This is a genomic window from Roseomonas gilardii subsp. gilardii, assembly GCF_023078375.1.
Classification (GTDB): Bacteria; Pseudomonadota; Alphaproteobacteria; order Acetobacterales; family Acetobacteraceae; genus Roseomonas; species Roseomonas gilardii.
In genome coordinates, this window is sequence record NZ_CP095554.1 from 2,757,612 (window position 1) to 2,772,501 (window position 14,890).

General features: G+C 69.6%; 11 protein-coding genes. 7 read left to right on the plus strand and 4 right to left on the minus strand.

Annotation, left to right across the window (positions count from 1 at the left end):
- Positions 1–20: 20 nt before the first annotated feature.
- The 5 genes from MVG78_RS12535 to MVG78_RS12555 all read left to right on the plus strand — a co-directional run bounded on the left by MVG78_RS12535 (position 21) and on the right by MVG78_RS12555 (position 6,157).
- Positions 21–524, plus strand: a complete 504-nt coding sequence (locus MVG78_RS12535; protein ID WP_247551929.1) for a (2Fe-2S)-binding protein — start codon at positions 21–23, stop codon at positions 522–524.
- Between the two features lie 14 nt (positions 525–538).
- Positions 539–1,330: an FAD binding domain-containing protein gene (locus MVG78_RS12540; protein WP_247551931.1), complete on the plus strand. Its 792-nt coding sequence runs from the start codon at positions 539–541 to the stop codon at positions 1,328–1,330.
- A gap of 278 nt (positions 1,331–1,608) precedes the next feature.
- Positions 1,609–2,361 (plus strand): cold-shock protein, encoded by a 753-nt coding sequence (locus MVG78_RS12545; protein ID WP_247551932.1) that lies wholly within the window; start codon positions 1,609–1,611, stop codon positions 2,359–2,361.
- Between the two features lie 134 nt (positions 2,362–2,495).
- Positions 2,496–3,158 carry a GntR family transcriptional regulator gene (locus MVG78_RS12550; protein WP_247551933.1) on the plus strand — a complete coding sequence of 221 codons (663 nt, stop codon included), beginning with the start codon at positions 2,496–2,498 and terminating at the stop codon, positions 3,156–3,158.
- A 278-nt stretch (positions 3,159–3,436) separates the two neighbouring features.
- The gene (locus MVG78_RS12555; RefSeq protein ID WP_247551935.1) at positions 3,437–6,157 is read left to right on the plus strand and encodes a bifunctional diguanylate cyclase/phosphodiesterase; all 2,721 of its coding nucleotides are present in this window, start codon (positions 3,437–3,439) and stop codon (positions 6,155–6,157) included.
- 16 nt (positions 6,158–6,173) lie between these two features.
- Here the strand turns inward: MVG78_RS12555 and hutH are convergent, their stop codons facing one another.
- From hutH to MVG78_RS12575, 4 genes are all read right to left on the minus strand, one after another.
- Complete coding sequence (gene hutH, locus MVG78_RS12560; protein WP_247551937.1) at positions 6,174–7,673, minus strand: histidine ammonia-lyase; 1,500 nt, start codon at positions 7,671–7,673, stop codon at positions 6,174–6,176.
- The gene (gene hutU / locus MVG78_RS12565) at positions 7,670–9,367 is read right to left on the minus strand and encodes a urocanate hydratase (RefSeq protein ID WP_247551939.1); all 1,698 of its coding nucleotides are present in this window, start codon (positions 9,365–9,367) and stop codon (positions 7,670–7,672) included. Before hutU ends, hutH begins: the two co-directional genes overlap by 4 nt.
- A 107-nt stretch (positions 9,368–9,474) precedes the next feature.
- Complete coding sequence (locus MVG78_RS12570; protein ID WP_247551941.1) at positions 9,475–10,575, minus strand: alpha/beta fold hydrolase; 1,101 nt, start codon at positions 10,573–10,575, stop codon at positions 9,475–9,477.
- Between the two features lie 114 nt (positions 10,576–10,689).
- The gene (locus MVG78_RS12575) at positions 10,690–13,089 is read right to left on the minus strand and encodes a DUF4214 domain-containing protein (protein ID WP_247551943.1); all 2,400 of its coding nucleotides are present in this window, start codon (positions 13,087–13,089) and stop codon (positions 10,690–10,692) included.
- Between the two features lie 222 nt (positions 13,090–13,311).
- On the opposite strand from MVG78_RS12575, the gene MVG78_RS12580 reads away from it, so the two are divergent.
- Together MVG78_RS12580 and gloA are read left to right on the plus strand one after the other, a co-directional pair.
- A complete protein-coding gene (locus MVG78_RS12580) occupies positions 13,312–14,316 on the plus strand; it encodes an aldo/keto reductase (RefSeq protein WP_247551945.1) in 1,005 nt (334 codons plus the stop codon).
- A 177-nt stretch (positions 14,317–14,493) separates the two neighbouring features.
- Entirely contained in the window at positions 14,494–14,889 is a 396-nt protein-coding gene (gloA, locus tag MVG78_RS12585) for a lactoylglutathione lyase (protein ID WP_075823721.1), read from the plus strand.
- Position 14,890: the final 1 nt, after the last annotated feature.

Here is a 14,890-nt window from a genome sequence, read left to right on the forward strand (position 1 = left end):
TGGGATGGGGGAGGGGTGCGATGCCTCAGGTATCACTGACCGTGAACGGCACGGCGCATACGGTGGAGGTCGAAGGCCGGACCCTCCTGGTGGAACTCCTGCGGGAGAAGCTGCACCTGACCGGCACCCATGTCGGATGCGACACCAGTCAGTGCGGCGCCTGCGTGGTCCATGTGGATGGGGAGAGCGTGAAGTCCTGCACCGTCCTGGCCGTCCAGGCGCAGGGCAGCCAGGTCACCACCATCGAGGGGCTGGCCGGGCCGGATGGCACGCTGCACCCGATGCAGGAAGCGTTCCGCGAGCACCACGCGCTGCAGTGCGGCTTCTGCACGCCGGGCATGGTGATGTCGGCCATCGACCTGGTGAACCGCCATCCGGAGGGCATGACCGAGGCGGAGATCCGGCACGGGCTGGAGGGCAACCTCTGCCGCTGCACGGGCTACCATAACATCGTGGCTGCGATCGACGCGGCGCAGCAGGTGATGCACGGCCGCAAGCCGGCCCTCGCCCCGGCGGCCGAGTAAGGGGAGAGGGCGCCATGTACGATTTCGCCTATCACAAGCCGTCCTCCCTCGCGGAGGCGGTGAAGCTCCTGGCCGATCCGGACGCCAAGGCGCTGTCCGGCGGCCAGACCCTGCTGCCGGCACTGAAGCACCGGCTGAACCGGCCTTCCGCGCTGGTGGACCTCACCGGCATCGCCGAGATGAAGGGCATCCGCCGGGACGGCGACACCCTGGTCATCGGCGCCCTGTCGCGCCATGCGGACATCGCGGGCAGTGATGTGGTCCGTCAGGCGATTCCCGCCCTGGCGCGCATGGCGGGCCATCTGGGGGACACGCAGGTCCGCAACCGCGGCACCATCGGTGGCAGCCTGGCGAACAACGACCCCGCCGCCGACTACCCGGCCGCCGCCCTGGCGCTGGGGGCCCGCTTCGTGACCGACCGGCGGGAGATCGAGGCCGACGAGTACTTCCAGGGCATGTTCACCACGGCGCTGGAGCCGGACGAGCTGATCGTCGCCCTGCGCTTCCCGGTGCCGGAGAAGGCGGGCTACGCGAAGATGCGCAACCCGGCCTCCCGCTATGTCCTGACCGGAGTCTTCGTGGCGAAGGGGCCGGCCGGGGTGCGCGTGGTCGTGAACGGCGCCGGCCCCGGCGTCTTCCGGCAGTCCGAGATGGAGGCAGCCCTGGCCGCCAACTGGAGTCCGGATGCCGTGGCGGGGATTCGGCAGTCGCCGGATGAATTGCTCAGTGACATCCATGGCGGAGCCGAGTACCGGGCGCACCTCGTCACGGTGATGGCGAAGCGGGCCCTCCTGGACGCCGGCTGAAACCTTCCGCGGCCCCTTAAGGGTTTTATGAGGTCGAAGCCTGCGACGGGAGGCGTGCACGCAGCCACCGTCGCGGGCGCCGCCAAAGTCGGTTGCCGGAGGGCCGCAGGGGTCATCCGATATCCAGGGCGGGCGGCGGAATGGCCGCGACGTAAAATTGCATGTCTTGACTCCGCATTTTGTCGTTTCGGCTAGATTTCCGCATGAGCGCGTGCGACCATCATCGCACCGGTCCTGCATTCCGTCGGGCCGTGGAAGTTGCGTAGGCGAAAGAGACAGTGTTTCCCGACAACGACCCCCAGGGTGGCACCGGCGCCGTCGAGGCCGAGGTGAAGTGGTATAACGGGCGTAAAGGCTTCGGCTTTGTGCTTGGCCCTGATGGCCAGGACGTTTTCTTCCACGCATCGGCACTGACCGAGGCTGGCATCGAGCCCCCCGAGACGGGCGACAAGCTGGTTTGCGAGATCGGCACGGATCGCCAGGGACGCCGCCTGGTGACCCGCATCACCGAGCTGAAGAAGGGTCCCGGCGGCCATGCCGGTGGCGGCTTCGGCGACCGTCCGCCCCGCCGTGATTTCGGCGACCGTCCGCCCCGCCGCGACTTCGGTGACCGTGGCGGCTTCGGCGGCGGCTTCGGCGACCGTGGCCCGCCGCGTGGTGGCTTCGGCGACCGTGGCGGCTTCGGCGACCGTCCGCCCCGCCGTGACTTCGGTGGCGACCGTGGCGGCTTCGGCGGTGGCTTCGGCGACCGTGGCGCACCCCGTGGCAATTTCGGCGACCGTCCGCCGCGCCGTGACTTCGGCCGTGACGAAGGTGGCCCGACCTACGCCGTCGGCGGCACCGTCAAGTGGTTTGACCAGGTGCGCGGCTTCGGCTTCGTGACGCCGGACGATGGGGGCCAGGACGTGTTCCTGCACTCCTCCGTGCTGCAGCGCGCGGGCGTCCAGGATGTCCAGCAGGGCCAGAAGGTGGCGCTGGAAGTCCGTGACGGACAGCGTGGCCGTCAGGCGGTCGTGCTCAAGGATAGCTGATCCGTTTCCGCGGATCGAAAGACCCCGGCACCGCAGGGTGCCGGGGTTTTTTTATGCGCTGTGCGCCGGGCTTGTGACGCATGGCAGAAGCCGGGATAATCCTCTCCTGACATGTCAGTTGAAGAGGCAGCGCCATGACAGAACCCACCCCGGACATGCCGGCTGCTTCGCTGACCCGGCAGGCCATGGACAGGCTGCGGGGAGAGATCATCGACTGCCGGTTGCGCCCGGGTGAAACCCTGGCGGAAGGCAGCACGGCGCAGCGCCTCGGCCTCGGCAAGGCTCCGATCCGGGCGGCACTCGCCCGGCTGGCGGAGGAAGGACTGGTCGAGGCTGTGCCACGGCGCGGCTGGGTGGTGTCGCTGGTGACCATCCGCGACATCCACGAGGTCTTCGACCTGCGCCTCCTTCTGGAGCCCGAGGCGGCGCGCCGCGCGGCCGGGCGCGTGGCGTCGGGTGACACGGCCCTGGCGGAGGCGCGGCAGCGCTCCCTGGCCGCGGCGACATTCGCCGAGCGGCTGGAGGCGCGGCATGACTTCCACCGGCGTGTCGCGGCCCTGTCCGGCAATGAGCGCCTATCGCAGCAGATCGGGCGCCTGCTGGACGAGTCGCGGCGCATGATGCTCCTCCGCCCCGGGCAGGGCGGCTCCGACACGCCGGTGGGGGAGAGTCTCCTGTTGGCCATGCTGGAAGGGCGCGCGGCGGATGCGGCCCGCGCCATGCACGAGGCCGTCTGGACCTCCCGCACGGGCGTGCTTTCCGTCCTGACGGCTCCGGAGGCTGGCACCGTCTTGTGATACTGACAGGTGATGCTGGGGTCTTGAAACCGGCGTTGGCGATCAGGTTGATATGATCCAAGTTTAATGCCAGTCTGTGATGCAACCTTTGGTCGCATCGTGGTCCAGCACCGAGCTTTCCCGGGAGTGTCCTCCCGGAAGATGGGTCGCGCCTTGCCGGCCGGCACCACGCCATGTCCCGGGTGGTGCCGGTCGTCTTCCCACCCCGTGGGGCCATGTGGATGAATCAGCGCACCTTGCAGGACCAGGCCGCGGACTCCCGCCCCCGGACACTCCTGATGGCGAAAAGCCTGGCGCTGGCCCTCGCCATCGCGGCCATCGCCTTCCTCCTGTCACTGGATCTGCGGGAGCGCGCCATCGCCACCGGGACGCGGGACCTGGAACGCCTGGCGCTGGCCCTTTCCGAGCAGGCGGACCGCGCCTTCCAGTCGATCGAACTGATCAATCAAAGCATCACCGACAGCCTGCGTGAGCGCGGCGTGGAGGATAAGAAGGATCTGACGCGCTTCGCCGCCGCGCCGGAGCTGACGCGCCGCCTCAGGGACTGGGTCGCCGGCCTACCGCAGATCGAGACCATCGGCCTCTATGACCGGTCAGGCCATCTTGTCCTGGATGTGGTGGATGGGGATCGGCCACGCCCACCCCTGCCGCAAGGCTGGCTCTCCGGCCCGGCAGCCTTGGAGGGGAGGGACAGAATCACCAGCGATCCGTCCGGAGGGCCGGCAGGGCAGGGCCGGCGGATCTGGATCGGCCGCCGAATCCTTGGCACCCAGGGAGATCTCCTGGGCTTCGTGCTGGTGGCCATGCCGATCAGCTACTTCGAGGATTTCTACGCCAAGCTGGCCACGCTGCCCGGCATGGCGATCGCCCTGATCCACCAGGACGGCGCGCTGCTTTCGCGCTTCCCGCCGCTGGGTGTCGGAGCGGACGGCACCGCAACGTCGTGGATCACTCTGAAGCCGGAGCCCGGCGAGGTCAGGATCCTGCCGGCGTGGAGCGCCCTTGGCGAGAAGCCGCGTTTGATCGTCCTGCACTCCCTTGAGCTCAATCCCCTGATCATCGCCGTCAGCCGCACGCGGGACGCGCTGCTCCAGGAATGGCGGCAAGAGCTGTGGCTCCTCCTGGGCTCGGCGCTGCTGGCCGAGGCCGGCGTGCTCGGCATGGCACTGCTCGGGCACCGGCAACTGCGCAACCAAGCCCGCATCGCCCAGGCCCAGGCGGCGGAGAGCCGCGCCGAGATGCAACTGCTGCGGGAGCGCGAGCGGGCGGAGTATGACCGCTCCCTCCAGGCGATGCGCTTCGGCGTCGCCCTGGACAATCTGGTGCAGGGAGTCTGCATGGTGGATGCGGCGCTCATCCTGCAGGTGGCCAACCACCGCCTTTCGGTGATCCTGGGCCTGCCGAACGGCACGGATCTCGTCGGGCATCCAGTGTCCCGCCTCTTCGCGGCCGCGCTGGCGGGTGGCACCCTGACCCGGCAGGACCTGCGGAATTTCCGGTCTCATCTCCGGACCGATCCGCGTCCGGGCGGATCGGCGGAGGACAGCACGGCCGGCCGCGCCCACCGGACCTTCCTGTGGGAGCTGGAGGATGGTCGTTCCCTGTCGGTCAACCTGCTCCAGATGTCCGACGGGGGCTGGATCGCCACGCTGAAGGACGTGACCGCCCGGCGTTCCGCTGAGGCACGGGTTGCCCATATGGCGCTCCACGACGTGCTCACCGACCTGCCGAATCGCAACCTGTTCGGCGAGCGGCTGAGCGCCGCTGTGGCCCGGGCCAGGCGCGGCGAGGGCTGCGCGCTGCTTTATCTCGATCTCGACCATTTCAGCGAGATCAACGACACGCTGGGCCATCTCGCCGGGGACGCCGTGCTGCGGGAGACCGCGGCGAGGCTGCGGCGCTGCCTGCGCGGCACCGACACGGTGGCACGGTTCGGCGGCGATGAATTCGCCGTGCTGCAGACGGGGCTGGAACGCCCGGAGGATGCCGCCATGCTGGCGGAGCGCCTGATCAAGGAGCTGAGCCTGCCCTGCCGCCTGGGAGGGGAGACCTTGCAGCTAAGCGTCAGCCTGGGCATCGCGGTGCTTCTGCCCGGTGAGGTGGGGGACGAGGACACGTTGCTGCGCAAGGCCGATCTCGCCCTCTACCAGGCGAAGGCGGAGGGGCATGGGTGCTTCCGCTTCTTCGAGCCGGAGATGGAAGAGGCCATGCTGTCCCGGCGGCAGCTCGATGCCGATCTGCGCCGCGCCCTGGCCCGGCAGGAGTTCGAGCTGTTCTACCAGCCGATCCTGCGTCTCCGCACCGGCGAGGTGGTCGGCTTCGAGGCACTGATCCGCTGGCGCCATCCGCATCGCGGGCTGGTCTCGCCGGCGGAGTTCATGCCCTTCGTCGAGCGGAGCGACCTGATGGTGCCGATCGGCGCCTGGGTGCTGGAGGAAGCCTGCCGCCAGGCCGCGGCCTGGCCACCGCACCTGAAGATGGCGGTGAACCTGTCGGCCACCCAGTTCGCCGCCGGGGAGATGCTGGTGGAGCAGATCCTCGGCGCCCTGGAACACTCGGGCCTGCCGCCGGACCGGCTGGAGCTGGAGGTGACCGAGACGGTGCTGCTGGAGGACACGCAGGACACGCTGCGCGCCCTGCACCAGCTCCGCCGGCATGGCGTGCGGATCGCGCTGGACGATTTCGGCACAGGCTATTCCTCGCTCAGCTACCTGCGGAAATTCCCCTTCGACAAGGTGAAGATCGACCAGTCCTTCGTCCGCGACATGGGCGGGCGCGAGGACTGCGCCGCCATCGTGCAGGCCGTGATCAGCCTCGGGACCAGCCTGGGCATGATCACCCTGGCCGAGGGTGTGGAAACCCCGGAGCAGCACGAGATGTTGCTGCGCCTGGGCTGCGAGGAAGGCCAGGGCTACCTGTTCAGCCCGCCCCGCCCGGCCGGCGAGATCGTCGCGATGCTGGCGGAGCCCCTCCGGGCGAAGGCCGATCCCCGGAACTGACCCAGGGGGGCGCTGCTCACGCGGCCGGGCAAAGGTCCGCGAATCCGCCCTTCTGGATCAGGCGGGAAACAGCGGCGATGTCAGGCGCCATCTGGCGATCGCGTTCCCAGGGCTCGGCCACGTTGCGCACCAGCGCATGCGCCCGCTCCAGCAATGGCGAGGATCGCAGCGGCCGGTGGAACTCCACCGCCTGGGCGCCGCAGAGCAGTTCGATGGCCAGGATGTCGGTCAGGTTCCGTGCCATCTGCGCCAGCCGCAGCCCGGCCCCGGTGGCCATGCTGACATGGTCCTCCTGGTTGGCGCTGGTGGGCAGGCTGTCCACGCTGCGCGGCGTGGCCAGGGCGCGGTTCTCCGCCACCAGCGCCGCCGCCGTCACCTGGGCGATCATGAAGCCGGAATTCAGCCCGCCTTCCTTCACCAGGAAGGCCGGAAGGCCGGACAGCACCGGATCGACCAGCAGGGCGATGCGCCGCTCCGCCAGGGCGCCGATCTCGGCCAGCACCAAAGCGAGGTGATCGGCCGCGAAACCCACCGGCTCGGCATGGAAGTTGCCGCCGGACAGGACCGCACCGTCCTCCGTCACCAGCGGATTGTCGGTGACCGCATTGGCCTCCCGCGCCAGGATCTTCGCCACATGCTCCAGCGTGTCGAGGCAGGCGCCCATCACCTGGGGCTGGCAGCGCAGGGAATAGGGGTCCTGCACCCGCGGGTCGTTCTCGCGGTGGCTGTCGCGGATGGCGCTGCCCGCCATCAGCGCGCGCAGGAGGGCGGCGCTGCGGATCTGTCCCTCCTGTCCGCGCAGCGCGTGGATGCGCGGGTCGAAGGGCGTGTCGGAGCCCCGCGCACCCTCGGTGCTGAGCGCCCCGGAAACCAGCGCCGTACGCCACAGGTCCTCGGCCGCGAAATACCCGGCGAGCGCCAGGGCGGTGGAGACCTGGGTGCCGTTGAGCAGCGCCAGCCCTTCCTTGGGGCCCAGGGCGAGCGGCTTCAGCCCCAGCCGCTTCAGCGCCACCGCGCCGGGCACGGCGGCGCCGAGTTCCATGGCCTGGCCCTCGCCGATCAGGACGAGCGACAGGTGGGCGAGGGGAGCGAGGTCGCCCGAGGCGCCCACCGAGCCCCGCGCCGGGATCACCGGCAGGACATTGCCGTTCAGCAGGGCGAGCAGCGCCTCGACCGTCGAGGGCTGCGCCGCCGAGGCGCCGCGCGCCAGGGAGAGCGCCTTCAGCGCCAGAACGAGCCGTACCACCGGCTCCGGCAGCGGCTCGCCCACCCCCGCCGCATGGCTGCGGATCAGGTTGAGCTGGAGCTGCACGAGGTCCGGATCGCTGATCCGCGTGCTGGCGAGCTTCCCGAAACCGGTGTTCACGCCATACATCGTGTCCCCGGCGGCCAGCCGCGCGGCGAGCGCGTCGCAGGAGGCGCGCATCGGCGCCTCCCAGCCGGCGGGAAGCTCCAGAACCCCGCCTGCCATGACGGCGCGCAGAGCGTCGAGAGGAACCTGTCCCGGTGTGATCATGAGCGGTCTCCGGCGAGCATCGGCAGGTCGAGGCCCTGTTCCCGGGCGCAATCGACGGCGATATCATAGCCTGCATCGGCATGGCGCATCACCCCCGTGGCCGGGTCGTTCCACAGCACGCGCCGCAGCCGCCGTTCCGCCTCCGGCGTGCCATCCGCCACGATCACCATCCCCGCATGCTGCGAATAGCCCATGCCGACGCCCCCCCCATGATGCAGGGACACCCATGTGGCGCCGGAGGCGGTGTTGAGAAGGGCGTTCAGCAGCGGCCAGTCGGAGACCGTGTCGGAACCGTCGCGCATCGCCTCCGTCTCCCGGTTCGGGGAGGCGACGGAGCCGGAATCGAGATGGTCGCGGCCGATCACCACCGGGGCCTTCAACTCGCCCTTCGCCACCATCTCGTTGAAGGCGAGGCCCAGCCGGTGCCGCTGTCCCAGCCCGACCCAGCAGATGCGGGCGGGCAGGCCCTGGAAGGCGATCCGCTCCCGCGCCATGTCGAGCCAGTGGTGCAGGTGCGGATCGTCGGGGATCAGCTCCTTCACCTTGGCATCGGTGCGATAGATGTCCTCCGGGTCGCCCGACAGCGCCACCCAGCGGAAGGGGCCGATGCCGCGGCAGAAAAGCGGGCGGATATAGGCGGGCACGAAGCCCGGAAAGCCGAAGGCACCCTCCAGCCCCTCATCCTGCGCCATCTGGCGGATGTTGTTGCCGTAGTCGAGCACGGCCGCGCCCATGCGCTGGAAGTCCAGCATCGCCTGCACATGCGCGACCATGGATTTCTTCGCCGCCGCGGCCACGCCCTGCGGGTCGCGCTCCCGCCCATGCGCCCACTGGTCCAGTGTCCATCCGGCGGGCAGGTAGCCGTTCGCCGGGTCATGCGCCGAGGTCTGATCGGTGACGATATCCGGCACCACGCCACGCCGCACCAGCTCCGGGAAGACCTCCGCAGCATTGCCGAGCAGCCCGACGCTGATGGCGCGCTTCTCGTCGCAGGCCCTGCGGATCATGGCGAGCGCGGTGTCGAGGTCCTCCGCCTTCTCGTCGAGGTAGCGCGTCTGCAGCCGCTTCTCGATGCGGGAAGGCTGGCATTCCACCGCCAGCACGCAGGCCCCGGCGAAGACACCCGCCAAGGGCTGCGCCCCGCCCATGCCGCCGAGCCCGGCGGTCAGGATCCAGCGGCCCGCGAGGCTGCCGCCGAAATGCTGCCGCCCGGCCTCGGCGAAGGTCTCGTAGGTGCCCTGCACGATGCCCTGGGAGCCGATATAGATCCAGGAACCGGCCGTCATCTGGCCGTACATCATCAGCCCCTTGCGATCGAGCTCGGAGAAATGCTCCCAGTTCGCCCAGTGCGGCACGATGTTGGAATTCGCGATCAGCACGCGCGGCGCGTCGGCATGGGTCTCGAAGACGCCGACCGGCTTGCCCGACTGCACCAGCAGGGTCTGCGTCTCCGTCAGGCGGCGCAGCGTGGCGGTGATGGCCTCGTAGCATGGCCAGTCCCGCGCGGCGCGGCCGATGCCGCCATAGACGACCAGCTCCTCCGGCCGTTCCGCCACCTCGTCGTCGAGGTTGTTCATCAGCATCCGCAGCGCGGCCTCGGTGGTCCAGTGCCGGGCGCTGAGCTGCGGCCCGCGCGGGGCGCGGATGGTTGGCGCGTTGCGGAAGCGGTGGCTTTCGGCGGCGGAATCCGACATGGGCGAGGGGTCCCTTCGCGACGTGGAAAAGAGGCTGTGCGGCAGGCCAGGCGGAGAAGCCGGGACCGGCGGTGACGGTGCCGGCCGCTCCGCCAGGAAAGGGGGCGTCACGGTGCGCGGCGCGGCACCTGTTCCAGGAACGCCTTCAGCTCCGCCGCCCAGAACTTCGCCATCCCCGTGGTGCCGTGGCCGCGCGTTTCCGTGCTGGCGGGGATCAGGAAGACCCGGCCGTTCCGCACCTTCTTCATGGCCTCGGCCATGACGCCGGTTTCCGGCGGGTTGCGTTCGTCATCGGCGGAATTGATGGCGAGGACCGGCGCCTCGATCGTCTCCAGCTTGCCGGAGGGATCGTAGTTCGCCGAGGCGTTCCATTGATAGAGGAAGTCATTGGCATCGCGCGGCGCGGGCAGGGCCAGCCTCTCATCCACATACCGGTCGGCCCCGGCATGGGTGGCGCCGCGTGCCTGGAGATTCAGCGTGCCGCCATTGGTGGCGATGTCGAAGAAGGTGTTGGCCATCCGTAGCGACGGGGGCTGTGCCGTGTAGTTTCCGCCCTGATAGGCCGGGTCGGCCCGCACCGTCTCGATCAGCATCCGCCGCAGCATCCAGTTGCGCCCGGCCATCGGCGTGGGTTGCGAGGCCATGGGCACCAGCGCGTCCATGAAGCCCGGATGGGTGATGCCCCAGACCCAGCTTTCCATGCCGCCCATGGAATTGCCGATGACGAGGCGCAGGTGGCGGATGCCCATGCCCTCCGTCAGCAGCCGGTACTGCGCCCGCACCATGTCGTCATAGTCGTAGGACGGGAAATCCGCCTTCAGCCCGTCGGAGGGCTTCGAGGATTTCCCCGCGCCGATCGCATCGGGCAGGATGACGAAGTACTTCCGCGCATCCAGCGCCTGCCCGGGGCCGAACAGCTCCCCCGCGAAGACGGGGCTCAGCAGTCCCGTGCCGGAACCGCCCGTGCCGTGCAGCACCAGTACCGGCTCGCCCAAGGGATCGCCGACGGTGGCGTAGTGGACCCGCATCTCGGTCATGGTCCGGCCGTTGCTGAAGCGGAAGTCGCGGGCGATCCAGTCCTTCTCCTGCGCTGCCGGGCCGTCCGCGGCCCGGACGGTGCCGGGCAAAGCCCAGGACAGCAATGCCCAGGACAGCAGCACCGGCGCTCCCAGACCCGCGATGCGCGCGACCTGCCTGCGTTCCGGCATGAATCCTTCTCCCCCTCGTCCCGTCGCGGCCTGGGCCGCCGGTCTTTCCCGGGAGGGTGCGCCCGGCGCCGCGGGGCCGTCAATTCATGCCGGCGCGCCCCGCATGACCCGGCGTCAGGCGAAGGCGATGCCGTGCCCGGAGGTTCCGCCTGTCAATTCGGCTGTCAGCATCTGGTGCTCCGCGCTCTCCGAGAAGCCGAGCAGCACCCCGGCGCGGCTGAGGAGATGCGCATCGAGACTCGCGGTCCAGTTCGCCAGCCCGCCCGCATCCGGCGCCCGGTGCAGGGCATTCTCGTAGAGGCGGGTGACGAAGCCGGCATTGTCCAGCCCGGCATAGCCCGCCTGGAACTCCGCGCTGCCCTCGAAGCCCCGGGCGACGCCGGCGAGCGCCAGGCTGCCGCTCTCGACCTTCTCCGTCCAGAACTGCAGCCCACCCAGATCCGGATGGCGGCCGAAGGTGGCGTCGTAGAGACGGGCAACCTGCATGGCCGTCTCGTCCGCATCCCAGATCCCCGCCTGCACCACCGGTGCGGTGCGGGCGACGTTCTCCGGGCTTTCCGAGAAGGCGGCCAGCAGATCCTCGCGCGACAGGCCATGGGCGAGGCTGCCGGTGTGGAAGGCCAGCCCTTCCGCATCCGGCGCGCGCCCGAGCACATTGGCGTAGAGGCGGGTGACGAAGCCGGTGTCGTCGAGTTGGCCATAGCGCGCGGCGAATTCCGGGCTGTTCAGGAAGCCGGTGGCGATTCCGGCCAGGCTCTGCCCGCCCTCCAGCGCATCGATGAAGTGGTTCAGCCCGGTCTGGTCCGGCGAGCGCCCCAGCGCCGCCCCATAGAGGCGCATGACCTCCGCCGCCGGATCATGCGTGTCGAAGACCATCCGCCCATCCGCGAAGCGCACCTCCTCGACATCGCGCAGCACCGCGGTCGCGCCGCCGGCATGCAGCAGGAGGCTGCCATCCGCCTGCACCGCGACATCGCTGCCGCGCAGGCCAATGGCGCCCAGATCCAGCCGGTCATGGCCCGCGCCGCCATCGACATGGCTCAGCGCATAGCCGCCCAGGGACAGCCGGTCGGCCCCGGCACCACCCTGGACCAGATGCACGAGGCCGGGATCGCTGTCGCTCAGCCCGATCAGCGATCCACCATGGCCGTCACTGGCGACCGTGACGAAATGGCCTGAGCGCAGATCGGTCATCGACAGCACCGCGACCAGCTCACCCGCCTGCGCCCCGCTGCCATAAAGGCTCACCGTGCCATTGGCGTTGAGCATGCCGAAGCCGATGCTCTCGTTCATCAGGTCGATGCCGTTGCCGATGCCGAAGCCCGCCACGGAGGCATGGAAATCGCAGGCATCCTCGATGCTCAGCACCCCGGTGGCGCCGAGGAAGCGCATGATGACCCCCGCACCGAGCGTGCCGATCCCCGCCGCCGCATTCTCCGCCACCCGGTCGCCGAGGCTGAGTTCCGCCCCGGCCTGGATTGCGAAGCCGCCCGTGCCGGTGATGCTGGCGCTGTCGATCACCAGCGTCCCGCCCTGTGCGGTGATGGTGCCGTTGTTCACCAGCGCCCCGCCCAGGCTGCCATGGCCAGTGAAGCTGCCGGTCGCGCCGATGGTCAGCCCGGCGGAATCGAAATCGCCGCCGCCGAGCAGGATACTGCCATTGTCGGCGATGGTGTTGATCGAGTGGAAGTCGCGCCCGTTCTGCAGCTCCAGGCTGCCGGCGGCGCCGATCCGGGTCAGCCCCATCTGGTTGATGTTGCCGTTGTAGCCATTGATCCCGTACTGATCGATGCCTTCCAGCGTGAAGGTCACGGGGCCGGAATACCAGCGCGTGCCCTTGATGGCCGAGGTCTCGCCATCCAGCACGATATGCGCGTCGGGATCGATGGAGCCGCCCGCCGTCAGCGTCGCGCCGTCATGGGCGATCAGCGTGCCCTTGACCACCGAGTTGGTATAGAGCGTGAGCGAGGCGCCCGACTGCGCCTCCAGCGTGCCGTTGTTGGTGAAGGTCTGGGCGAAGACCGTGAGCGTCCCGCCCTGCGCGGACATCAGCCCGTTGTTCTCGATCGTCCAGAAGGCGGAGAGGCCGCGCGCGAAGGTGGCGCCGCCGCCGACCATGCCGCTGCCCTGCAACGTGCCATCGACGGTGATGGAAGGATTCTTGGAATAGGTCTGCGGAGCGAGGAAATTCCCGCCGACCAGCAGGGACCAGACCAGGGAGCCGCCCGCCAGCGCCACCACCCCGCCATCCGCCACGTGGAAGCGCCCGTTGGCGATCGTGGCCGTCCCGGCGATCTCCAGGCTGCCGCCGATCTCCGCGCTGTCCGTCCTGCCATTGTGCGCGAGTTCCAGCGTGCTGCCGCGGGGCAGGATCAGATGCCCCGCATCCGCCAGCGATCCCACCGCCACGGCGCCGCTGATCGTGACGGTCTGGCCTGCCATGATGTCCAGACGGTCATCGGTGTCGATGGGGCCGGTCAGAAGGGTCCCGTCCGGGTTGAAACTGCCTGCCATGGTATCCACCCCGTCCCCGGCCACCGATGCATGGCGGTTATCGGGAAAGAATCGGCGACCGACCAGATCGAAAACGAAAGAATTGTGCAGGAAAATCTATTGTTAATAACAACCTATAGTTGCGAATTCAGGTTCCGCTGAAGCATCGTGGCCTGGCCGGGATCGGCATTCCGGACCGCCTGCCCTAGGATCGCGGCGGCACGACAGGGTGGAGGGACCCCCATGGAGTATCGCAGGCTCGGCCGCAGCGGCCTGAAGGTTTCGCCGCTCTGCCTCGGCACCATGATGTTCGGCGGCCAGGCCGGGGAGGATGTCGCCGGGCGCATCACCGGCCGCGCGCGGGAGGCCGGGATCAACTTCATCGATACGGCGGATGTCTACAATGACGGCCGTTCCGAGGAGATCACCGGCCGCCTGATCCGTGGCGAGCGCGACTGGTGGGTGCTGGCCACCAAGCTCGCCAACCCGACGGGGCAGGGGCCCAACGACCGCGGCCTGTCGCGCCGCCACTGCATCCTGGCCGCCGAGGCCAGCCTGCGCCGCCTGGACGTGGAGGCGATCGACATCCTCTACCTGCACAAGGAGGACCACGCGGCGCCGCTGGAGGAGACGGTCCGCGCCATGGCCGACCTCGTGCGCGCCGGCAAGATCCGCCATTTCGGCGTCTCCAACTTCCGCTCCTGGCGCCTGGCGGAAATCTGCCGCCTCTGCGACGCGGCGGGCATCGACCGGCCCGTGGTCAGCCAGCCGCTCTACAACGCCCTGAACCGCATGGCGGAGGTGGAGCACCTGCCGGCCTGCGCGCATTTCGGCCTGGGCGTCGCGCCCTACAGCCCGCTGGCGCGTGGGGTGCTGACGGGTAAGTACCGCCCCGACGCCGCCCCGGCGGCGGGCACGCGGGCGGAACGTGCCGACAAGCGCTTGATGGAGACCGAATGGCGGCGTGAAAGCCTGGAGATCGCCCAGGAGATCGCGCGGCACGCCCAGGCGCGGGGCATTACCCCCGGCCAGTTCGCCATGGCCTGGCTGCTGCACAACCGGCTTGTCACCGCGCCCATCGCCGGACCGCGCACCGAGGAGCAATGGGCCGAGTATCTTGGCGCCCTGGACTATCGCTTCACGGCGGAGGACGAGGCGCTGGTGGATAAGCTGGTGCCGGCCGGGCACCCCTCCACCCCGGGCTACACCGACCCGGCCTATCCGGTGGAAGGGCGCGTGACCGCCTGACGCGGGGCGTCTTCCGGAGGGGCGCCTTCCGGAGGGGCGGCTTGCGTCCGGGCGGTGCCGGGGCCAGCTAGGGACGCGGCCCGCCCTGGCGCGGGCGCCGCGCCCGCCGATTCCGGCGCGGGGAAACGCGGCCCACGCTCCGGCGCTGAGGCGCCATAGAATGGAGAGAGACCCCGGATGTCCGGACGCTTCCTGCACACCATGATCCGCGTCGGCGACCTCGACCGCAGCGTGAAGTTCTACACGGAGCTGCTGGGCATGAAGGAGCTGCGCCGCAACGACGTGCCCGCCGGCCAGTACACGCTCGCCTTCCTCGGCTATGGCGAGGGCAACAAGGAGAATGGCGGCGAGATCGAGCTGACCTACAACTACGGCGTGGACAAGTACGAGATCGGCACGGGCTTCGGCCATCTCGCGGTCGGCGTGCCCGATGTGGCGGCGGCCTGCGAGAAGGTGCGCAACGGCGGTGGCAAGGTGACGCGCGAGGCCGGGCCGGTGAAGCACGGCACCACCATCATCGCCTTCGTCGAGGACCCGGACGGCTACAAGATCGAGCTGATCCAGCGCCCCTGAT